At 60.4% G+C, this 21031-nt stretch carries 17 protein-coding genes; 11 read left to right on the top strand and 6 right to left on the bottom strand.

The genetic code is table 11. The annotated features are described in order from the left end of the window. Positions 1-9: 9 nt before the first annotated feature. Both RLW55_RS09625 and RLW55_RS09620 read right to left on the bottom strand, forming a co-directional pair. Positions 10-1263 (bottom strand): PQQ-dependent sugar dehydrogenase, encoded by a 1254-nt coding sequence (locus RLW55_RS09625; RefSeq protein WP_423416292.1) that lies wholly within the window; start codon positions 1261-1263, stop codon positions 10-12. A gap of 158 nt (positions 1264-1421) precedes the next feature. After that, entirely contained in the window at positions 1422-2072 is a 651-nt protein-coding gene (locus RLW55_RS09620; RefSeq protein ID WP_414463858.1) for a TetR/AcrR family transcriptional regulator, read from the bottom strand. Between the two features lie 92 nt (positions 2073-2164). Here RLW55_RS09620 and RLW55_RS09615 point away from each other — a divergent pair, with 92 nt between their 5' ends. The 6 genes from RLW55_RS09615 (at position 2165) to RLW55_RS09590 (ending at position 9524) form a co-directional block, all read left to right on the top strand. Continuing rightward, positions 2165-2374, top strand: coding sequence for a hypothetical protein (locus RLW55_RS09615; protein WP_423416291.1), 210 nt, complete (start codon positions 2165-2167; stop codon positions 2372-2374). Between the two features lie 130 nt (positions 2375-2504). Continuing rightward, positions 2505-3707 carry an efflux RND transporter periplasmic adaptor subunit gene (locus tag RLW55_RS09610; RefSeq protein ID WP_423416290.1) on the top strand — a complete coding sequence of 401 codons (1203 nt, stop codon included), beginning with the start codon at positions 2505-2507 and terminating at the stop codon, positions 3705-3707. Positions 3708-3755: 48 nt separating this feature from the next. Next, complete coding sequence (locus RLW55_RS09605; protein WP_423416289.1) at positions 3756-6971, top strand: efflux RND transporter permease subunit; 3216 nt, start codon at positions 3756-3758, stop codon at positions 6969-6971. A 51-nt stretch (positions 6972-7022) separates the two neighbouring features. Further along, complete coding sequence (locus tag RLW55_RS09600) at positions 7023-7772, top strand: SDR family NAD(P)-dependent oxidoreductase (protein ID WP_423416288.1); 750 nt, start codon at positions 7023-7025, stop codon at positions 7770-7772. A 67-nt stretch (positions 7773-7839) separates the two neighbouring features. Continuing rightward, on the top strand, positions 7840-8766 hold the full coding sequence (locus RLW55_RS09595) for an ABC transporter ATP-binding protein (protein WP_423416287.1): 927 nt from the start codon (positions 7840-7842) through the stop codon (positions 8764-8766). Next, the gene (locus RLW55_RS09590) at positions 8763-9524 is read left to right on the top strand and encodes an ABC transporter permease (protein ID WP_414463863.1); all 762 of its coding nucleotides are present in this window, start codon (positions 8763-8765) and stop codon (positions 9522-9524) included. The genes RLW55_RS09595 and RLW55_RS09590 overlap by 4 nt, the downstream gene beginning before the upstream one ends. A gap of 12 nt (positions 9525-9536) precedes the next feature. Here the strand turns inward: RLW55_RS09590 and RLW55_RS09585 are convergent, their stop codons facing one another. Further along, positions 9537-11009: an aldehyde dehydrogenase family protein gene (locus RLW55_RS09585; protein WP_423416286.1), complete on the bottom strand. Its 1473-nt coding sequence runs from the start codon at positions 11007-11009 to the stop codon at positions 9537-9539. A 35-nt stretch (positions 11010-11044) separates the two neighbouring features. Further along, a complete protein-coding gene (locus tag RLW55_RS09580; RefSeq protein WP_423416285.1) occupies positions 11045-12382 on the bottom strand; it encodes an aspartate aminotransferase family protein in 1338 nt (445 codons plus the stop codon). Between the two features lie 247 nt (positions 12383-12629). Here RLW55_RS09580 and RLW55_RS09575 point away from each other — a divergent pair, with 247 nt between their 5' ends. The 5 genes from RLW55_RS09575 to fabG all read left to right on the top strand — a co-directional run bounded on the left by RLW55_RS09575 (position 12630) and on the right by fabG (position 18671). Next, positions 12630-14912: a propanediol/glycerol family dehydratase large subunit gene (locus tag RLW55_RS09575; RefSeq protein ID WP_423416284.1), complete on the top strand. Its 2283-nt coding sequence runs from the start codon at positions 12630-12632 to the stop codon at positions 14910-14912. Next, complete coding sequence (locus RLW55_RS09570; protein WP_423416283.1) at positions 14909-15337, top strand: diol dehydratase small subunit; 429 nt, start codon at positions 14909-14911, stop codon at positions 15335-15337. The genes RLW55_RS09575 and RLW55_RS09570 overlap by 4 nt, the downstream gene beginning before the upstream one ends. A gap of 10 nt (positions 15338-15347) precedes the next feature. After that, positions 15348-16043 carry a cysteine hydrolase family protein gene (locus tag RLW55_RS09565; protein ID WP_414463867.1) on the top strand — a complete coding sequence of 232 codons (696 nt, stop codon included), beginning with the start codon at positions 15348-15350 and terminating at the stop codon, positions 16041-16043. 203 nt (positions 16044-16246) lie between these two features. Further along, entirely contained in the window at positions 16247-17794 is a 1548-nt protein-coding gene (locus RLW55_RS09560) for an APC family permease (protein ID WP_423416282.1), read from the top strand. Between the two features lie 97 nt (positions 17795-17891). After that, entirely contained in the window at positions 17892-18671 is a 780-nt protein-coding gene (gene fabG / locus RLW55_RS09555; protein ID WP_423416281.1) for a 3-oxoacyl-ACP reductase FabG, read from the top strand. A gap of 48 nt (positions 18672-18719) precedes the next feature. Here the strand turns inward: fabG and qhpR are convergent, their stop codons facing one another. Beyond that, positions 18720-19775 carry an AraC-like transcriptional regulator QhpR gene (gene qhpR / locus RLW55_RS09550; protein WP_409560970.1) on the bottom strand — a complete coding sequence of 352 codons (1056 nt, stop codon included), beginning with the start codon at positions 19773-19775 and terminating at the stop codon, positions 18720-18722. A 153-nt stretch (positions 19776-19928) separates the two neighbouring features. Next, on the bottom strand, positions 19929-20996 hold the full coding sequence (locus RLW55_RS09545; protein ID WP_423416280.1) for a phosphotransferase enzyme family protein: 1068 nt from the start codon (positions 20994-20996) through the stop codon (positions 19929-19931). Positions 20997-21031: the final 35 nt, after the last annotated feature.

The following is a 21031-nucleotide window of genomic DNA, read 5'->3' as shown; positions in this document are numbered from 1 at the left end:
TCTAAAACGTCAGCCTTTGTAGACGATACGCCAGATGCGACCGGCAGCGTCGTCGGCAACGTAAAGCGCACCGTCGGGACCGACTGCAAGCCCTGTCGGGCGATGCTCGACGCCTGTTCCGTCTCCGTTCCGGAAGCCATCAGCAAAAATGATATACGGGCCAGAGGCTTTGCCATCCTTCAACGGCTGGAAGACGACACTATAGCCCTGCTGGCCGCCGGACGACCGATTCCACGAACCATGGAAGGCGATGAATGCGCCGCCCTGATATGTGTCAGGGAACTGCTTCGCCTTATAGATTTTCAGATCGTTCGGCGCCCAGTGTCCTGGGTAGGCGGCAACCGGCGGGAGTTTGTCGGCGCAGCGCCCAACGGCCTTGCCGCCATCACCGCCGTATTCCGGTGCGAGAACCAGTTTTTTCTGAAAACCGTCGTAATAACAATACGGCCAGCCGTAGTCGCCGCCATCGCGCACTTCGACGAGTTCTTCGGCCGGAAGATCGGAGCTTTGCTCGGATGAGTAAAGCTTCGGCCAAGTTTGATAAAGCTGATCGCGCCCATGCTGAGTGGCGTAGAGGCGGCCGTCTGCGCCGTAGTCGATGCCTTCGGCATTTCGCAGACCTGTCGCGTAACGCTGAGCGGATGAGAAGATCTGGCCCGGCGTATCGGCATCGAAACGCCAAATGCCGGCGCGCGTTTCAAGCTCTGTGCACGGGTCGATGCCGGGAGACCCTTTGGTGCGGTTCTCTTCCTGACAAGAATTCGTCGCCGAGCCGAGATCGACGAACATCTCGCCTTTAGGCGTGATTGCGAACGGGCGCGGCCGGTGATCGCCGTCGATAGGCAATTGAGAAACAATCGCCTCCGGCTTGCTGGTTGGAACGATCTCGCCGGGTTTCAACTGATAGCGAACGATCTCATCACCGATCTCGGCATAAAGCCAATTCCTGTAAACGCCGATGCCCGTGCCGCCTTCACCGGGCGGTCCGAATTTTTCGATGACATCGGCGTGCCCCACACCCTTCGTGTCTTTGAGCGCGAGCAATGATTTCTGGTTGTTGGCGTAAACGACGTTATCAGCGGAAACGGCCAAGTGGCGTGGCGAGCCGACATTGTCGGCGAAAATCGTGGCGCAGAATCCCCTGGGCAACTTGAGGCCCGCATTGCCGTCAGGACAGGTTTCGTCGGCCCGCGCGCGATCGACTGCCGACAGCGGCGATATCGCCAGCGTGGCTAGGACGAAAGCTGCTGCGTTGAAACCCACTCGGCGAGATCGGTTTCCGACAAGACGCGTGATCAAGCCATTCGCCATAAGCGCATGCTCCGCAGATTATTTTCAGTTGTGAAGAGACGTGGCCGTGCCTGGCGCGACCTACAAGACCCGGCCGCCGCAGGCAAGCGCGGTTCTCGGCATGTCCGCCATCAGGCTGGCCAGGCCTTCAGGGCCATCTCCGCGACGGCGAGCAGCTCATTGCGAGAAGCACCACCCGAGGCCTGCACCGACATGCCCTGAGTCACGGTCGAGACATAACGCGCGAGAGCGGCAGGATCTGAATCGGCGCCAAGATCGCCCTCAGCCTTGGCTTTCTCAAAGCGACAGCGGAGATTTTCCTCAGCTTCGGAACGGCGTTTGCAAAGCTCCTGCTTGATCGATTCCGCAGCCGAGCTGCACGTCAGTGCGCCTTGTACGGCCAGGCATCCGGCGGGATTACAGGGGTCGGTCAGCGACATCACGACCGAATGCAGAAGATGTTCGACGACCTTTCTAGAGGTCGGTTCGGCTAGGGCTTCCGACTGGACCGCGCCCGGGCCCTTTTCGGCATAGCGGTCAAGAGCGCGGCGAAAAAGCTCCTCCTTGTTGCCGAAGGCCGCGTAGAGACTTGGGCGACTGATGCCCATGGCCTCCGTCAGGTCCGACAGAGAGGCGCCCTCATAGCCATGCTGCCAGAAGACGTGGAGCGCCTTGTCCAGCGCCTTTTCGACGTCGAACTCGCGCGGGCGGCCTTTATGCACCGCTTCTTTTTGCACCGCTTCTCTCCCGAACTTCGTTTTCTTCGCCGACCCACTATACATTTACGTACTCATCAGTACAAATAGTAGTTGACAGCACCTTACCGCGACCTATATCCGTACCGCTCAGTATATATGTAGGGAACGCGCTCGTCATGAAAAGCTCTCTCACTTTTACGACCGCAGCGGCCCTTCGGGGTTTGACAGGATGGTTTGCCGGTCGCGGCGGCGATACGATGGCCGACGAGGATCACGTCCCGTTTGTTGTATCCGCCTGTGGATATCGCCAGGCGCCGACACCGACTGAATTCAGCGAGCGTGACGACCGTTGGCATCCGGGGCTCAGCCTCGACAATTTCTCCTGAAGCCGTTCGAGAACGGCAGCCGGCGCAGCGGCTGGCGTTCTCGCTCCCCAAATTTTCGCGCGCACGGCCGGTCCGGCAAGGGTCGGTCTTGGGGCCGTGCGACCAGCAAACCTCGAAGAGATCGACGATCATGAGCAGCAAAACACGATCCAAATTTTTGAACGGCCTAGCGGCGTCAGCAGTCGCGATAGCACTCGTCGGCGTGCCGTTCGACGCGACTTTCGCGCAAGAGGCACCGGCTCACGCCCCGGTCGCCGTTTCGGTCGCAACCGTCAAGGCGCGCGAGGCAAGCGTCTGGGATGAATTCTCAGGTCGCCTCGAAGCAGTCGAGCGAGTCGATCTGCGCCCCCGCGTCGCCGGGCAGATCGTCGCCATTCACTTCCGCGAAGGCGCGATGGTGAAGGCTGGCGACTCGCTGGTGACGATTGACCCGGCGCCTTATGCAGCGGAGGTGGACCGGCTGAACGGCGTCGTCGCGGCTGCACAAGCTCAGGTGGTCTTCACCAAGGCCGACGTTGCGCGCGCACGGCAGATCATCGGCGATGCGCTTTCCGAACGCGAACTCGATACGCGCGCGAATGCCTACGATGCGGCCGTCGCCAATCTGAAAAGCGCGCAAGCGGCGCTGCGGACCGCGAAACTCAATCTCGAATGGACGGAAGTGCGCGCGCCGGTTTCCGGGCGCGTGGGGCGTCGAGAGATTACAGTCGGCAATCTTGTCGAGGCTGGGCCAAACGCGCCGCTGCTGACGACGCTCGTGTCTGTCAATCCGATCTACGCGAGCTTCAACGCCGATGAAAACGTCGTCGCGCGCGCCCTTGCGACGCTCTCGCCGGAAGCCAACGCGACGGCGCACGTCGAGAAGATCGCCGTCCAGATGTCGACTGCCATCAACGAAGGCGTCTGGCAGCCAGGCGCGCTTCAGTTCGTCGACAATAAAGTCGACGTCGGGAGCGGCACCGTGCGCCTGCGCGCGCGCTTCGACAATAGCGATGGGCGGCTGATTGCCGGGCAATTCGTTCGCGTCCGGCTGGCCCGGTTCCAACCCGCGCCGGTGGTCGCGATCAGCGAACGGGCGATCGGAACGGACCAGGACAAAAAGTACGTGATGATCGTCAACCCGGACAACAAGACTGTCTATCGCGAAGTGAAGCTCGGCGCGATGACGGACGATCTGCGCATCATCACGAAAGGCCTCAATACGGGCGATCGCATCATCGTTGCGGGTCTTCAGCACGTGAAGCCTGGCGACGAAGTGGCTCCGGAGTCAGTGGCAATGAACGGCCAGCCGCTGACGGAAGAGCACGCGTCCGCGGACATTCCTCAACAATAAGCCTCAACACAGCAAGGCTTCATACCAACCTCGTCAGGCACGCTTGTCATGAATATCTCGAAGTTCTTTATCGACCGTCCGATCTTCGCGGGCGTGCTGTCGACGTTAATTTTTCTCGGCGGCCTGATCTCGCTGCCGGCAATGCCAATCTCGGAATATCCGGAGGTCGTCCCTCCGCAGGTCGTGGTGCGCGCCAACTATCCGGGCGCCAACCCAAAGGTGATTGCGGAGACCGTTGCGACGCCAATCGAGGAGCAGGTCAACGGCGTCGAAGGCATGCTCTATATGAGCAGCCAGGCGACGACCGACGGTTTGATGACACTCACGGTAACGTTCCGTCTGGGGAGCGATCCCGACAAGGCGCAACAGCTGGTACAAAACCGCGTTGCACAGGCGGAGCCGCGCCTGCCTGAAGACGTACGCGCGCTCGGCATCACAACAGTAAAAAGTTCGCCCGACCTGACGATGGTCGTGCACCTGCTGTCGCCAAACAACCGCTACGACATGACGTATCTGCGCAACTACGCGGTGATCAACGTCAAGGATCGCCTGGCGCGCATCAACGGCGTCGGCGACGTACAGCTATTCGGCTCGGGCGACTATTCGATGCGCGTTTGGGTCGATCCGGCGAAGGCTGCGGAGCTTGGCCTTTCTGCGATGGACATTGTCAACGCCGTGCGCGCCGAAAATGTGCAAGCCGCCGTAGGCGTCGTCGGCTCATCACCGTCGCTTCCGAACCTCGATTTCCAGCTTTCCGTCAACGCGCAAGGACGCCTGACGACGGAAGAGGAGTTTGGCAACATTGTCGTCAAAGCAGGTGATAACAATCAGGTGACGCGCCTGCGCGATGTTGCTCGCATTGAACTTGGCGCCGCCGATTATTCGTTACGCTCGCTGCTCGACAACAAGCAGGCTGTCGCTATTCCGATTTTCCAGTCGCCCGGCTCGAACGCCATCGAGATCTCAGACAACGTCCGCGCGACAATGGCGGAACTGAAGAAGTACATGCCCGAAGGCGTCGATTACCGGATCGTTTACGATCCGACGCAGTTCGTGCGGGCGTCAATCGAGGCCGTCATTCACACGCTGCTCGAAGCGGTGGCGCTGGTTGTTCTCGTTGTTATTCTGTTCCTGCAGACGTGGCGTGCGTCGATCATTCCGCTGATTGCCGTTCCGGTGTCGATCATCGGCACGTTTGCGGTGATGCATGTGTTCGGATTTTCGATCAACGCGCTGACGCTGTTCGGGCTGGTGCTCGCCATCGGCATTGTGGTGGACGACGCGATCGTCGTCGTCGAAAACGTCGAACGCAATATCGAGAACGGCCTGTCCGCGCGCGACGCGAGCATTCAGGCCATGCGCGAGGTGTCCGGACCGATCATCGCCATTGCGCTTGTGCTCGTCGCGGTGTTCGTGCCACTGGCGCTCATCACAGGTTTGACAGGGCAATTCTACAAGCAGTTTGCGTTGACGATTGCGATCTCGACGGTGATCTCGGCCGTCAACTCGCTGACGCTCTCCCCTGCTCTCGCCGCCGTTCTGCTCAAAGGACACGATGAGCCGAAGGACTGGCTGACGCGCGGCATGGACTTCGCATTCGGCTGGTTCTTCCGACGCTTCAACCGCGCCTTCAGCTGGGGCTCTGATGCCTACAGCGGCGGCGTCAAACGCATCCTTGGCCACAAGGCGTTGGCGTTTTTCATCTATCTCGGCCTGATCGGCGTAACCTACGGTCTGTTCCAGTCCGTCCCCGGCGGCTTCGTGCCGGGACAGGACAAGCAGTACCTCGTCGGCTTTGCTCAGCTTCCCGATGGCGCAACGCTCGATCGGACGGAAGACGTCATTCGCAAGATGAGCGACATCACGTTGAAGACGCCGGGTGTCGAAAGCGCGGTGGCGTTTCCTGGTCTGTCGATCAACGGCTTCACCAACAGCTCGAACTCCGGCATCGTCTTTGCGACGCTGAAGCCCTTTGCCGAGCGGCGATCGCCCGATCTCAGCGGCCCGGCCATCGCGGGTAAACTCAATCAGGAATATGCGGTCGTCAAAGATGCGTTCATCGTCATGTTCCCGCCGCCGCCGGTGCAGGGGCTCGGAACCATCGGCGGTTTCAAGCTGCAGGTCGAAGACCGCGCAGGCTTGGGTTACGACGCGCTGACCAAGGCGATGACGGATTTCACGGCGGCTTTGAACAAAGCGCCGGAACTTGCGGGAATCTTCACGTCCTATCAGGTGAACGTGCCGCAGCTTTACGCCGCCATCGACCGCACGAAAGCGCGGCAGCTTGGCGTCGCTGTGCAAGACGTGTTCGATACGATGCAGATCTATCTCGGATCGCTCTACGTCAACGACTTCAACAAGTTCGGACGCACGTATTCGGTTCGCGTGCAGGCAGACGCGAAGTATCGCGCGCGGCCGGAAGACATCGGCTTGCTGAAAGTCCGTTCGAATTCCGGCGCGATGATTCAACTTTCGGCGTTGCTCAACATCAAGCAGATTGCCGGACCGGAACGCGCCATGCGTTACAACGGCTTCCTGACGGCCGACGTCAATGGCGGCGCGGCGCCCGGATATTCGTCGGGGCAAGCGAAGGCTGCCGTCGAGCGCATTGCTGCACAGGTGCTTCCCAAAGGCATCGGCTTCGAGTGGACTGATCTCACGTATCAGGAAATTCTTGCTGGCAACTCCGGCATCTGGGTCTTCCCGCTGTCTGTGTTCCTGGTCTTCCTGGTACTTGCGGCGCAGTACGAAAGCCTCGTGCTGCCGCTGTCGATCATCCTTATCGTGCCGATGGGTTTGCTGGCGGCGATTACGGGCGTCTATCTTTCGCACGGCGACAATAACGTCTTCACGCAGATCGGTTTGATCGTGCTCGTGGGCTTGTCGGCGAAGAACGCCATTCTCATCGTGGAATTTGCGCGAGAGCTGGAATTTGCCGGACGCAATCCGGTGCAGGCCGCGATTGAAGCAAGCAGGCTCAGGCTGCGGCCGATCTTGATGACGTCCATGGCCTTCATCATGGGTGTCGTGCCGCTTGTCACTTCCATCGGAGCGGGCGCGGAAATGCGACGTGCCATGGGCGTCGCCGTGTTTTCCGGCATGATCGGCGTGACGGTATTCGGCATATTCCTGACGCCGGTGTTCTACGTCATCCTGCGCAAGCTCAGCGGCAACAGACCGCTGAAGCATACGGGCGATGTCTCGGCTCCGGTGGCGCATTCACACCAATCGCACGGTCACGCCCCACCCGTTCCGGCTGAATAAATAATTGGCGCGAAGATTCACAATCAAACAAGCAATAGAAGGAGAACCCCTATGGGCATCTTGCAAGGCAAAGTGGCCATCGTAACTGGCGCGTCGAAGGGCATCGGCGCTGAAATTTCACGAACATTGGCAGAAGCGGGCGCGGCGGTTGCAGTCAACTACGCATCGAGCAAAGAAGGCGCTGATCGCGTGGTCGCGGACATTACTGCCAAAGGCGGCAAAGCAATTGCCATCAAAGGCGACGTCGCGAAAGCGGCCGATGTTGAGCACATCTTCGCCGAGGCGAAAAAAGCGTTCGGTTCTCTGGATATTCTGGTCAACAATGCCGGTGTCTACGCGTTCCAACCACTCGACGCGTTGACCGAAGACGAGTTCCATCGTCTCTTCAACACCAATGTCCTCGGCACCATCTTGGCAGCGCGAGAAGCACTCAAGAATTTCGGTCCGAACGGCGGCAGCATCATCAACGTTAGCTCTGTTGCGAGCACCTCCTCAATGCCGACGACTGTTTCGTATTCGGCGACTAAAGGGGCGATCGACGCCGTAACACGCGTGCTCGCCGCGGAACTCGGTCCGAAAAAAATCCGTGTCAACGGCATCGCTCCCGGCCCCGTCGAAACGGAAGGTGTTCATACGCTCGGCCTCATTGGCACCGATTTAGAGAAACAGATGGTTGCGGGAACGCCTCTCGGCCGGATCGGACAACCCGATGATGTCGCAAAAGTCGTGCTATTCCTCGCTTCGGACAATTCCGGCTGGGTCTCGGGCGAAACTATCCGGGTCGCAGGCGGATACCATTGACAACATGCTGGTTGGGCTGCGATCCCCTCCCGGCGCTCGCAGCCAAAAGAGCAGAACAGTCCTGAATATGACAACGATCATTCGCGTTGCCGATCTCTCGAAAACCTACGCCTCCGGCTTCACGGCCCTGAAAGATATCAATCTTGAGATCAAGCAGGGCGAGATCTTCGCTCTGCTCGGTCCAAACGGCGCAGGCAAGACCACTCTGATCAGCACGATCTGCGGCATCGTCAATCCGTCAGCCGGGAGGATCACCGTCGATGGCAAGGATATCGTCACGGACTATCGCGCCGTTCGCGCGATGATCGGCCTGGTGCCGCAGGAACTCTCAACCGACATGTTCGAGACGCCGTGGGCGACCGTCAATTTCAGCCGGGGCCTGTTCGGCAAGCCGCGCAATCCGGCGTTGGTCGAAAAGGTGCTGCGTAACCTGTCGCTGTGGGACAAGAAGGATGCGCGCATCATGACGCTTTCCGGCGGCATGAAGCGGCGTCTGCTCATCGCGAAAGCGTTGGCGCATGAACCGCGCATTCTTTTTCTCGATGAGCCGACGGCCGGCGTCGACGTCGAACTTCGCCGCGAAATGTGGAACATCGTTCGTGAACTTTGCGCAGCGGGTGTCACCATTATCCTGACCACGCACTACATCGAAGAAGCCGAGGAGATGGCCGATCGCGTCGGCGTCATCGCCAAGGGGCAGATCATTCTTGTCGAGGAAAAGAACGAGCTGATGCGCAAGCTCGGCAAGAAGCAGCTTCAGCTGCAGCTTTCCGCTCCCGTCGACGTTATTCCGGAAACGCTCGGTGCTTACGGCCTGCAGTTCGGAGCCGACAAGAGCGAGCTGATCTACACCTACGACACACGCGCAGAGCGCACCGGCATCACGGCGCTGCTGAACGACATGCGCGCGGCCGGCATCACGTTCAAGGATCTGTCGACGACGCAAAGTTCGCTGGAAGACATATTCGTCGATCTTGTGAAGGAAAAGCGATGAACATCGAAGCCGTTCGAGCCATCTACACCTTCGAGATGTCGCGGTGGAAGCGCACGTTCATGCAGAGCGTAATTTCGCCCGTCCTTTCGACCTCGCTCTATTTTATCGTATTCGGCGCGGCCATCGGCTCGCGGATATCGAACATCGAGGGCGTCAGCTATGCGGCGTTTATCGTGCCGGGGTTGATGATGCTGTCGCTATTGACGGAAAGTACGTCGAACGCTTCGTTCGGCATCTATTTTCCGCGCTTCACCGGGACGATCTATGAGCATCTCTCAGCGCCGATCTCGCCGTTCGAGATCGTGCTGGGTTATGTCGGCGCAGCGATGACGAAAGCGGTCCTGCTGGGGCTGCTTATTTTAGCGACGGCGAGCCTGTTCGTGCCGATCCATATCGCGCACCCGTTCTGGATGCTGGGCTTTCTGATCCTGACGGCCGCGACCTTCAGCATGCTGGGGTTCGTCATCGGCGTCTGGGCGGACGGCTTCGAGAAGCTGCAAGCGGTGCCGCTTCTCATCATCACGCCGCTCGTGTTTCTGGGCGGCACGTTCTATTCCATCAAGATGCTGCCGCCCGCTTGGCAGACGGTGACGCTTTTCAATCCCATCGTCTATCTCATCAGCGGCTTCCGCTGGAGCTTCTATGAGATTTCGGATGTGAATGTCGGCGTCAGCGTGCTGATGATCTTTGTGTTTCTCGCGATCTGCATGGGCATCGTCTGGTGGATCTTCAGGACGGGCTATCGCCTGAAGGCGTGACGGCGAGAGCCGTCAGCCTTTCAGATACCAGCCCCAAGGATCACTGCTCAGATATTTCGTGATCTGCTTGGGCTCCAAAAAGTTGTTAAGGCCCCACGTGCCGAGTTCGCGGCCGATGCCGCTTTTCTTGACGCCGCCCCATGGAGGCTCAAGAAAATTCGGCTGCGAGCAGTTGATCCAGACGACTCCCGCTTCAAACGCATCGGCGACGCGCTCGGCGCGCTTGTGATCCTGCGACATGACGGCGGCGGCGAGACCGAACTCGCTGTCGTTGGCTAGCTTCAAGGCTTCGTCTTCGGTTTCGAACGTCGAAACGGCGAGGACGGGGCCGAAGATTTCTTCGTTCCAGATGCGCGCGCTGGATGGCACGTCGGCGAAAATCGTCGGCTCAAGGAAGTAGCCCTCATTGAGATGCGACGGCCGCGCGCCGCCCGTCACGAGCGTCGCCTCGTTCTTGCCGACGTCAATGTAGTTCAGGACCTTGTCGTATTGCGTCCTGCTGACGAGCGGACCCAGAAGCGTGCCAGGCGCCATGCCATCACCGATGGTGATCTTCTTGGCTTCTTCCGAAAGGCGGTCGATGAGTTTCGGCGCGATGCCTTTCTCAACGATCATACGCGAGGTCGCGCTGCAAACCTGTCCCTGGTTCCAGAAAATGCCGAACATCACCCATTCGGCGGTCTGCTCGATATCGGCGTCATTAAAGATAACGATGGGCGATTTGCCGCCGAGTTCCAGGCTGACGCTTTTCACATCACGCGCCGCGGCGGATGCCACGGCAATGCCGGTCGGCACCGAGCCGGTAAAGGCCAGCTTGCGCACGTCTGGATGCGTTGACAGCCGTGCGCCGGCGGTAGCGCCGTAACCCGTCACGACATTCAACACACCGTTAGGCAAGCCGACTTCGGCGGCGATACGGCCGAGTTCCAGCGCCGTTAAAGGCGTATATTCCGATGGCTTCAAGACAACGGCGCAGCCGGCGGCAATCGCGGGCGCGACTTTCCAGGCGGCCATCAACAGCGGATAGTTCCACGGAACGATGAGACCCGCGACGCCGGCCGGCATATATTTCACGCGCGACTGAAAGCGCTCGTCCGGCACGCCGATGACTTCGCCCTGGCGACCATCCAGCTCTTCGGCATAGGTTGCATAGAGATTGAAGCAGTAAGCGGCGTCGCCCACGTCCCAAAGTGCTTCGGGCAGCGGCTTGCCGTTGTCGCGGACTTCGATTTCCGCCAGAGCCTGCTTCTGCTCTTCGATTTTCGCTGCGATGGCGCGGAGATATCCCGCGCGATCATGGCCGGAGGTGCGTGACCAAGGGCCGGCCATTGCGGCTTTGGCAGCGGCGACTGCGGCGTCTATATCCGCAGCCGTTCCGGCCGCGCACTTGTGAAACACGCGCTCATCGGCGGGATTGATGACGTCGAGCGTGCCGCCCTCACGGGCGTCGGTCCACTTTCCGTCGATGAAAAGCTTCGATTGCATTACGGCTCCTGCTTGAAACGAAACACGGCGGGGCGTCAGGATGCGTCGGCCAACGCGCCCCTCAATCCGTCGAGAAAGATATCGGCGTGCTCGCGATTAAAGCAGAGCGGCGGACGGATCTTCAAGACGTTCCCATGGCCGCCTGCTATGCCAATCAGGATGTTGCGGTCACGCATGCCGTTGACGATCTTCTCGGCGGTGTCGCGATCGGGTTCGCGCGTCTGCGTATCCTTGACGATGTCGACGCCGATGTAGAGCCCGGCTCCACGAACGTCGCCGATGCAGCCCCCCTCGGAACCGACGATGCGAATTTCCGAGCGCAGATAGGCACCCGTCTCGAAACTGTTCTGCTGCAGGCCTTCGTCTTTCAGCACATCCAGAACGGCCAGTCCCGCGGCTGCTGCGACCGGATTGCCGCCAAACGTATTGAAATAGCCGGACGTCTCACCGAAGGTCTTGAGCAGGTCGGGCTTTATGGCGACACCGCCCATCGGAAAGCCGTTGCCCATGGGTTTGCCCATGACGACCATGTCCGGCACGAGGCCATGCCGATCGAAGCCCCACATTTTTTCGCCCGTGCGGCCAAATCCCGGTTGTACTTCGTCGGCAATGTAAACGCCGCCCGCTGCGTGCACGGCTTCCAACGTTTCTCTCAAGAACCCGGGTTCGCCGGGAAAGACGCCATCGCTCGAAAAGATGCTGTCGGCGATGAAGCCCGCAAAGCGTATGCCGATGGTATTCATTTTCGCGATGGCCGCGCGAACATCTCGTCCCAAACGCCGCCCGACGGCTTCGGAAATCTCGCGATACGTGTCGGGTGCGGGTACGACGAAAACGTACGCCGGGCGAGGCTCGGCGCTGGCGGAGGATGGCGAGATTTCCGTCACGGCCGAGGTGTTGCCGTGATAGGCGTTGTCGGTAACGATGAAGCCGGTTCCACCAGTCACCGCGCGGGCGACACGAAGGGCAAAGTCGGCGCTTTCGCTTCCGGTGCAGGTGAAGACGATATTCGAGACGGCGGCCGGCATCGTCCCGAGCAACCGCTCCGCATAGGTGTAGACGTTCGAATAGAGATAGCGCGTGTGGGTATTAAGCGTGCCCATTTGGCGGGCAACTGCCTCAACGACGCGCGGGTGGCAATGGCCGACGGACGGCACATTATTGTAGGCGTCGAGGTAACGCGTGCCGTCGGCATCGTGAAGCCACACGCCTTCGCCGCGCACGAGGTTGAGCGGCTTTTCGTAGAACAACATGGAGGTCGGGCCGAAGGTCGCCCGGCGTCGGCCGATCAGCGTTACCACCTCCGGCGAGAGCCCCGCGGCTGCATTCATGTCGAAGGCGTTGAGCTCGAGGATTTTTTTTGTGACTTCCATGCCGACCTCGGAGAGGCTCCTTCATAATGCGGTGCTGTTTGGCACATTCCCAATGGCTATATAGGCGCCCCGCGGTCTTGCAGCTTGACCGTCAATTGCATTGTCTGTTCAGTTTGCCGGCTCGGTCGCCATTGGCCTTGCGCGCAATACGTCAACTTCAGGGCGGCTGGGGTCAAATCCCGGTACGGATACCGGGGTATCGTGACTGCGATTCAATTCGATGCCGCCATCGCAGAGAACAGACGCCATGACCGAAGAGTCGCACGTTCGCGCCAATCGCTGGAAGCGGTTTTCCGACTGGGACGAGCGGCCGCTGCGTCTCGACAAGTTCGCTATCGAGGACGCATCGAGCGGCTTTGCCGCTTTCAAGAGCCCCGACGATCCCAAGCCAGGCATTGCGATGGGGAAAGGCGTCGTCGAGTCCATGGATGGCGTTGCCGTCCGCGACTTCGATATGATCGACATCTTCATATCGAAATATCATCTCGATCCCGAAATTGCGCCGGAAGCGATGGCGATGCCTTCGATCGAGGTGGCACGGATGCTGGTCGATATGAACGTGCCGCGCAGCACGCTCGTCAGGCTGGCGCACGGCATGACGCCCGCTAAGCTTGCCGAAGTCGTTGCGCATCTGTCGTCGCTGGAGATCGCGTTCGCCTACGGCAAGATGCGGGCGCGGCAGACGCCCGGTAACCAGGCGCACGTCACGAACGCCAAGGACGACCCGCTGCAAATGGCAGCCGATGCCGCTACGGCCGTCGCGTTCGGCTTCGATGAGATCGAGACGACGATGCGGGTGGCGCGGAATTCGTGGTCGAATGCCGTGGCCTGCGCGGTCGGAGCGTCGGTCGGGCGTTGGGGCACGCTGTTTCAGTGTTCGAGCGAGGAAGCCGAAGAGCTGAAGATCGGCATGGCGGGCTTCACCTCGTATGCGGAAACGCTGTCGGTTTACGGCACTGAAAAGAGCTTCATCGACGGCGACGATACGCCCTGGTCGAAGGCGTTTCTGGCTGCGGCTTACGCGTCGCGCGGTATCAAGATGCGATGCACGTCCGGCGCCGGGTCCGAGTTGTTGATGGGATTTCACGAGCGCAAGTCCCTGCTTTATCTCGAAGCCCGCTGTCTCTGCCTCCAGCGCGCCATGGGCGTGCAAGGCACGCAGAACGGTGGCGTTGATGGCGCGCCGGTGACCTGCACGGTTCCCGGCGGCATGCGCGAACTGATGGCTGAGAACCTGATCGCTGTCTGGCTCGACCTCGAATGTGCTTCGGGCAATGATGCGCGGGCGACCGAATCCGAAATTCGCGTCGGGGCGAAAATCCTGCCGTACTTGATTGCGGGGTCGGATCTCATCTGCTCGGGCTTCGGCTCGATCCTGAAGTACGACAACTCGTTCAACCCGTCGCTGCTCAACGGCGAAGAGCTGGAGGATTATCTGGTTCTGCAGCGGGACTTCGAGGCCGACGGCGGGCTGACGCCCGTCGGCGAAGCGCAGATCATGGATCTGCGCGCCCGAGCGGTGGACGCCATCAGTGCGGTCCTTGAAGAGCTGGGCCTCGCCAAGCCAACCGCCGACATGAAGCAGAGCGTTATTGCTGCATCCGGCTCGGACGAGACGCGGACGTTCTCCGGCCGGGAAGTCGGGCAGATCAGCGAGACGATCTTTGCGCGGTCGATCACGGTCATCGACGTCATCAAGGCGCTGGCGGCCCGCGGGTTCCGCGAGGAAGCGGAAAACCTGTTAAAGCTGGTGCGCCTGCGGGTCTCAGGCGACTACCTGCAGACCTCGGCTGTCGTCCGCGACGGCAAGATCGTCAGCGCCGTCAATGATCCGAACGAGTACCAGGGACCAGGCACGGGCTACCGCGTCAGCGAGGCCCGGCGCGAGGAACTGGTCGCCATCCGCGATGTGCTGACCCGGCAGGAAGTGCTCCGCGGCGAAGCACAATATCGTCCGGCCGAAGTGACCCGCATCGCCTATCGTCCGGTCGGACCGGCGGCAGTGACCGGCAATCCACGCGAGGTCGTCATCGGCATCAGCCCGGCATTCGGGGTCAAGCTGTTCCAGACGGTCGCGGGCCATCCGCTGTCGGCCATTTTGCGGGTGTTGATCGCCGGAATCACGGAAGGCGGCTGCACGGCACGGGTCGTGCGGATGCTGCATACCGCTGACACATCGTTTCTCGGCCTCAGCGCGGCTCGGCTGGCGGGGTCCGGCGTCGGGATCGGGATTCAGGCGAAGGGCACGGCCGTCATTCACCAGAAGGACCGGCTGCCGCATAACAACCTTGAACTGTTCTCGAACTCGCCGATTACCAAGCTCGACCATTACAAGCGGATGGGCCTCAACGCGGCCGCCTATGCGCGCGGCGAAATGCCGGAACCCGTGATCGTGCCGACGCGCGGGGAGGCCATGGGCTCCCGCTACCACGCCCGCGTTTCGATGATTTACGCCATCGAAACCGAGATGACATCGGAAGGCGCCGAGCCCGAGGAGATCGACATCAAATTCCTCGGAGCGGCAGCATGAGCGACAAACCTCTTTCCGTTGCTGATTATCCGCTGGCCGAACGACGCCCGGACATCGTCGAAACGAAAACCGGCAAAACGCTCGAGGATATCAGCCTTGACGCAGTCTTGACTGACAAGGTCGGGCTTGAAGATCTACGGATCACGGATCGGGCGCTGCGTCAGCAGGCCGAGGTCGCGAAAGCCGCCGGGCGGCCGACACTGGCGGCCAACTTCGAGCGTGGCGCCGAGCTTGTGGACGTGCCGCAGGACGTAATCATGCGGACTTACGAGCTGCTGCGCCCCGGCCGAGCGGGGTCGAAGGACGAACTGCTGGCGGCCGCCAAGGAGCTGCGGGAGGTCTACGGCGCCAACGGCGTCGCGGCCTTCATCGAGGAAGCCGCAGACGTTTATGAGCGCCGCTCTCTCTACAAGAAGCGATATTGAAAGGTCACGCATGAGCTGGAAGACAGCCTACCGGTCCATTTATTACGACGGCGCGCCGGAGCCAGCCGATCCCGACCTTTCCAAAGCCCACACCGCCCTCCTCATCATCGACGTCCAGAACACATACCTCGAACGGCCGGACCGGGCGTCGCTTTCGGCCGAAGACCAACGCCGGTACGACGCCTGGACGCCTTTCCACGACCGCATGCATCAAACCGTGCTGCCGCGAACCAAGGATTTGCTCGCTACCTTTCGCAAAAACGGCATCGAATGCCTGTTCGCCCGCATCGCCTGCCACACCAAAGACGGTCGGGACCGGTCGCTATCGCAGAAGATGCCGGGCTGGAACAACCTGCTACTGCCGAAGGACGAGCTGCCGTCGCAGATCGTGCCGGACCTTGCCCCCGTCGGCGATGAAATCGTCGTGACGAAGACAACGGATAGCGCACTGACGGGAACGAACCTGCGCCTTATCCTTACCAACCTCGGGATCAAGACCGTCGTATGCTGCGGGATCTTTACCGACCAATGTGTCTCATCGACGGTGAGGAGCTTGGCGGATGAAAGTTTCGCTGTCGTCGTCGTCGAGGACTGCTGCGCGGCTGGCTCGGACGAGCTTCACCATAAGGAGCTCGAGATCATAAATATGATCTACTGCCACGTCATGTCGAGCACGGAACTCAAACAGATCATGGGCCTGGACTGAAGTAGGTCAAGTTTTGACAGCGCAATGTCAAACCTTGCACTGCGCCGCACATATACGCTCGTCGACTATGTGCGCACTGCCTGGAATACCTGATGCATGGCGATCCGCCGTGAATCACCGCCGGATAGTACGTGTACGATTTAATATCGCGCCGAACAGATCCTGGATGTTCGGCTGACCACAACCCAGGGGGAGTAGCCAACGTGACATCACCAAACACCAGTACTCTCGAAGCCACAGAGAGCTTCGATGTAGGTAAGGATGGGTCGGTCGACAAGTTGCACGCCAAGGCCATCGGCTTGATTGGCGTGTTATTCTTGACGGTGACCGGCGCTGCACCCGAATCCGCCATGCTCGGCAACGTGCCGTTCGCAGCGGGCTTCGGCAACGGCATCTACGTTCCGGCGGCGTTCTTGCTCGCCACGATCGTGCTCACCATCTTCTCGGTCGGATACGCCGCGATGGCCAGCAAGGTTTCGTCGGTTGGCGGCTTTTATTCCTTCATCAGCATGGGCCTGGGGCGCGACGTCGGCATGGCGGCAGGCATTGCCTCGTTGGCGTCCTACAGCGTTTTCGAAGCCTCCCTTACCGGCTTGTTCGCCTTCTTCGGCAACTCGTGGCTTCAAACGCATTTCGGCATCAACGTGCCGTGGCTCTATCTCGCGCTTTTCGTCGTCGTTTTGACCTCGATCCTCTCCTATCAGGACGTGCAGCTGTCGGTGAAGGTCTTGGGAGCGGCCCTGGTGTTTGAAGTCATCATGCTGACGATCTTCGACGTCGGCGTGTTCGTCGCAAAAGGCCCCGGCGCGTTTAATCTTGAATCACTCAACCTTCTCCACGTCATGACCCCGGTAGCAGCACAGAAAGTCGGCACGGTCGATATCGCGTCCGGCGCGGCGGCGGTCGGCGTATTCATGGCGTTCTGGTCGTGGGTCGGCTTCGAGATGGCGCCGAACTACGCGGAAGAATCGGTCAATCCAAAGCATATCATCCCGCGGTCGCTGTACTATTCCGTTATCGGTCTCGGCATTTTCTACATCATCACGAGCTGGTGCGCGATCGCGGCCTATCCGACCGAGGGCGACATGCTGGCGAAAGCGGTTGGCGACTCGGGCAACTTCTTCCTGTCGCCGCTGACGGAGTTTGTCGGACAGTGGGCCAACGAAGCGATGGCTCTTCTGATCCTGACCAGCTCTTTCGCTTGCAGCATGGCGTTCCACAACACGGCCTCTCGCTACATGTATTCACTCGGCCGTGAGGGCGTGCTGCCGGGCGTTCTCGGCAAGACGCATCCGACGCACAAGAGCCCGCACGTGGCATCCGTCGTCCAGACGCTGCTTGCCGCCCTGTGGATCATCTTGTTCGCTTACTTCACGGGAACCAATGACCCGAACGCCCAGGCCTATCTCGGCGTCTACACGATGCTCGCCGTTCTCGGCACGATGCTCTTGCTCATCCTGCAGGCTGTCGTTTCGATTGCGATCATCGTGTACTTCCGGGCCAACCATCCAGGTGAAGTCAATGTCTTCGCCGGCCTGATTGCACCCGCCATCGCGTTCCTTTCGCAGGTCTACCTTGTGTACCTGCTGGTCGTGAACCTCGAGACCTTCGGCGGGACGGGCGGCTTCGGCAGCCGCATTCCGCTGATCGCCTTCATCATTCTTGGCGTCGGTCTGGTCTGGGGTCTGGCGCTACGGGTGATCTCGCCTGCCGCCCACGCCCGCATCGGCCGCATGGTTCTGAACGATTAGCCTATACGCTCATATAAAACAAAACCCAGAAGGCGGACGCTGAAACCGGCGCCCGCCTTTTCATCACATAACCGCACGAAAAAGGGGAGCAAGCCCAATGCTCACATCTATCGCAGGCAAATCCGTCATCGTGACCGGTGCCAGCAAAGGAATCGGCAAAGGCATCGCTAGCGTGTTCGCGAAGAACGGCGGCAAAGTCTTGGTTGTGTCCCGCCATCTCGACGAGGCGGAGGCGACCGCCGAGGAATTCCGCCAGGCCGGCGGGACGGCCAAAGGCTTCGCGGCCGACATCACCAGCATGGGCGACATGCAGATGCTCGCTGAAGCGGCTGCCAGCGCTCACGGCGGCATCGACATTCTTTGCGCTAATGCCGGCATCTTCCCGCAGACAAAGATCGAGGACCTGTCGCCGGAAGACTGGGATTTCGTTTCCTCGACGAACCTCAAGGGCACGTTCCTGCCCATCAAGGCGTGCCTGCCGTACCTCAAGAAATCGGACCAGGGGCGGATCGTTATCACGTCGTCGATCACCGGGCCGGTCACCGGCTTTCCGGGCTGGGCGCACTACGGTGCAACGAAAGCCGGTCAGCTCGGCTTCATGCGCACGGCCTGCCTCGAGTTCGCGAAATACGGCATCACCGTCAACGCGGTTCTACCGGGCAACATCAAGACGGAAGGCCTGGCTGCACTCGGACCCGACTATGAGAAGTCGATGGCAGCATCGATCCCGCTCAACAAGCTCGGCACGGTGGAAGACATCGGCTATGCGGCATTGTTCCTCGCCTCGAAGGAGGCCGCTTACATCACCGGACAGACGATCATCGTCGATGGCGGCCAAATCCTGCCAGAGAGCATGGACGCCCTGGCGCAAGCCTAAGATGGTGCAGGCATAGATCATGCGCCGCGAGCGCCACGTCGTCGAAGGTCACCCGTGGTTACGGAGAACCTCGGCACGCAGCGCTCGCGGCGACAGCCCCGTCCAGCGGCGGACCGCACGGCTGAAAGCGGAAAGCTCGGAATATCCCACCAGAAAAGCGATTTCTGAAAACGACAGCTGGCGCTGGCGCACATAAGACAGCGCTAGATCGCGGCGCGTGTTCTCGACCAGCGTGCTGTAGCTCAGACCGTCGTAATGAAGTTCGCGTTGGATGGTCGAGAGCGGCAATCGCAACTCGGCAGCGACGCCTTCAATCGGCGGAAACCCTTCAGGCAGCTTGGCGCGGACGGCGCTGCGAACGCGATCGGTCACGCTGAAGCGGACGTCCTGACGTTCGGAAAGCCGTTCGAGACAAAGCTTCATCGCCGACATCAGCCGCGGATCGGCGGCCGGCATGATATGCCTTAGGATCTGCGGGCGGAAGACGATGGCGTTTGTCGGCTGGGCGAAGAAAGCAGGCGCCGCGAAAGCGCGTTCGTGCTCGCGCCATTGTTCGGGCTTGGGATGCTCGAAATGAACCTCTTCTGGCGCCCAGCTCTGGCCCATCGCCTCACGAATGAAATTCAGGAACATACCGAGCGACAGCTCGGCGTCCTGGCGGCGCTCGACAATTTGAGGAGCATCCACCCGGTATTCCAGCCGCATCAGGCCTTCAGGCGACATCTTGAGCGCCATCGAGGACGACTGCTGGTGCAGCGGAAAGAGACCGACGAGAGTTTCGAGCGCCGCGCCTACCGTCGGCGCCGACAACGAGGCGTAGCCCCAGAGACCGAGATCGCGCGGATCAAAAGCGTGGCCGAACCACAGTCCGAAGTTATCGTTGCGCGTGATACGCGCACTTTCCTCAAACAGGCGGCAATAGGAACTGAGGCTGAGCTGAAGCGTCGGCGATCCGGCCATTTCCGGCGAGATGCCGGCATTGCCGAAAATGCGATCGACGTCGCCGCGCTGGCGTTCGATGAACTTGACGATGCCGGTTGCGGCGGACGCAAGAACCGAGGGATCGGCACCTCTGCCAATCGCGCTGCCGGCGTCCGACGCCATTATATCGCCAATACCGGTTCCCATCGGTTCCTGATGAGAAGATGCCTATCTCGAAGAGAAAAAGGCTATCAGATGCCACCGCGTGGTCAACCGGCGCGCACGCTGAATTATTCGGCATTCAATACTAGCAACTGCACAATTGCGCTGCAGCAATCAGCCGAACAGGCGACCAAGAACGCCTTTTTTGGGGACTGGCGCCGCAACCGTGCTGACGTTGGGCCGGCCGTACGCTGAGAGATATTTTTCGCAAAGCGGTATCGACTCGCGCGTGTAGTCGACTCCCATAGACTGCGCCAACTCTGTCTCCGAGTGCGAACCGATCCAGGCGACGAGCAGCAGGCGGCGCAACATTACGAACGTCGCGATTTCGTTCTCTTCCTCAGCGCTCAAGGTCCCGATACGGCGGTATCCCCGCACCCAGGCTTGCAGAAGCTCGGGAACTTCCGGCGTATGTTCGAAGAAAGAGACCGTGGTCGCGCAATCGTAAAGCAGCCAAGAAAAGCCGCAGTCGTCGAAATCGATCACCTTGACGGTGCTGCCGTCCATCAGGAGGTTGGCCAAGCGCATGTCGCCGTGGACCAAGTTGAAGCGGTCTGGCGACTTGCCGAATGCTTCAAGGCGCTGCTCGATCAGGGCGACCGTTTCGGTGAAGGCTTCCATCGCCTCCGCCGTCATGCCCATGCCGTTTTTCCAATAGCCCCAATGCGGGCGGCTGCCGAGACTGGTCTCGAAATCCCAAGAATGACGTTCGAACCAGACAGGGCGGCGCCATTTGCGGACGTGGGCGTGCATGCGCGCGGCCGTCTCACCCAAAAGCTCAAACCCTGCGACGTCCGTGCGCTCGGGCTCGGCACCATTTTCCCAATCGAAGAGCACCACATTGCGCGGATTGGGCAGGCCTTCGCCTGCAACGGTCTGGATGTATTCACCGTCAAGTCCGCGGACAGGCACCGGCGTGGCAACGCCGCCGGTTTCGCGCAGCGACGCAAGCCAGGCCAGTTCCGACGCAATCGCCGTGCGCGAATGATATCCCTCGCGGTGGACGCGCAGGGCCCACTTGCGGCCGGTGCCGTCTTCGACTTTGTACGTCGCGTTTTCGGATACATTGATGAGTTTGACGGGGACGCCGTCAGGCAGCCCAAACCTCTTTACCGAGCGTTCGGCAACGCTTTGCAGGCGTTGCAGCAGCTCTTCGTGGGTTAGTTCGTCGGCACCCGTCATTTTCGTTTCGAAATCCCGTGTGTTCCCGTGCGATC

Source organism: Hyphomicrobium sp. B1 (genome assembly GCF_049532635.1).
GTDB lineage: Bacteria > Pseudomonadota > Alphaproteobacteria > Rhizobiales > Hyphomicrobiaceae > Hyphomicrobium_B.
The sequence above is the reverse complement of the archived record's forward strand: the minus strand, read 5'-3'. Positions and strand labels throughout refer to the sequence as shown.

Excerpts from the sequence above, each read along its gene's own strand:
- RLW55_RS09570 (WP_423416283.1), top strand. The coding sequence starts at position 14,909 with ATGAGCGACAAACCTCTTTCCGTTGCTGATTATCCGCTGGCCGAACGA.
- RLW55_RS09620 (WP_414463858.1), bottom strand. The coding sequence starts at position 2,072 with ATGTATAGTGGGTCGGCGAAGAAAACGAAGTTCGGGAGAGAAGCGGTG.
- RLW55_RS09545 (WP_423416280.1), bottom strand. The coding sequence starts at position 20,996 with ATGACGGGTGCCGACGAACTAACCCACGAAGAGCTGCTGCAACGCCTG.
- fabG (WP_423416281.1), top strand. The coding sequence starts at position 17,892 with ATGCTCACATCTATCGCAGGCAAATCCGTCATCGTGACCGGTGCCAGC.
- RLW55_RS09565 (WP_414463867.1), top strand. The coding sequence starts at position 15,348 with ATGAGCTGGAAGACAGCCTACCGGTCCATTTATTACGACGGCGCGCCG.
- RLW55_RS09615 (WP_423416291.1), top strand. The coding sequence starts at position 2,165 with ATGAAAAGCTCTCTCACTTTTACGACCGCAGCGGCCCTTCGGGGTTTG.
- qhpR (WP_409560970.1), bottom strand. The coding sequence starts at position 19,775 with ATGGCGTCGGACGCCGGCAGCGCGATTGGCAGAGGTGCCGATCCCTCG.
- RLW55_RS09605 (WP_423416289.1), top strand. The coding sequence starts at position 3,756 with ATGAATATCTCGAAGTTCTTTATCGACCGTCCGATCTTCGCGGGCGTG.
- RLW55_RS09595 (WP_423416287.1), top strand. The coding sequence starts at position 7,840 with ATGACAACGATCATTCGCGTTGCCGATCTCTCGAAAACCTACGCCTCC.
- RLW55_RS09610 (WP_423416290.1), top strand. The coding sequence starts at position 2,505 with ATGAGCAGCAAAACACGATCCAAATTTTTGAACGGCCTAGCGGCGTCA.
- RLW55_RS09575 (WP_423416284.1), top strand. The coding sequence starts at position 12,630 with ATGACCGAAGAGTCGCACGTTCGCGCCAATCGCTGGAAGCGGTTTTCC.
- RLW55_RS09590 (WP_414463863.1), top strand. The coding sequence starts at position 8,763 with ATGAACATCGAAGCCGTTCGAGCCATCTACACCTTCGAGATGTCGCGG.
- RLW55_RS09600 (WP_423416288.1), top strand. The coding sequence starts at position 7,023 with ATGGGCATCTTGCAAGGCAAAGTGGCCATCGTAACTGGCGCGTCGAAG.
- RLW55_RS09585 (WP_423416286.1), bottom strand. The coding sequence starts at position 11,009 with ATGCAATCGAAGCTTTTCATCGACGGAAAGTGGACCGACGCCCGTGAG.
- RLW55_RS09580 (WP_423416285.1), bottom strand. The coding sequence starts at position 12,382 with ATGGAAGTCACAAAAAAAATCCTCGAGCTCAACGCCTTCGACATGAAT.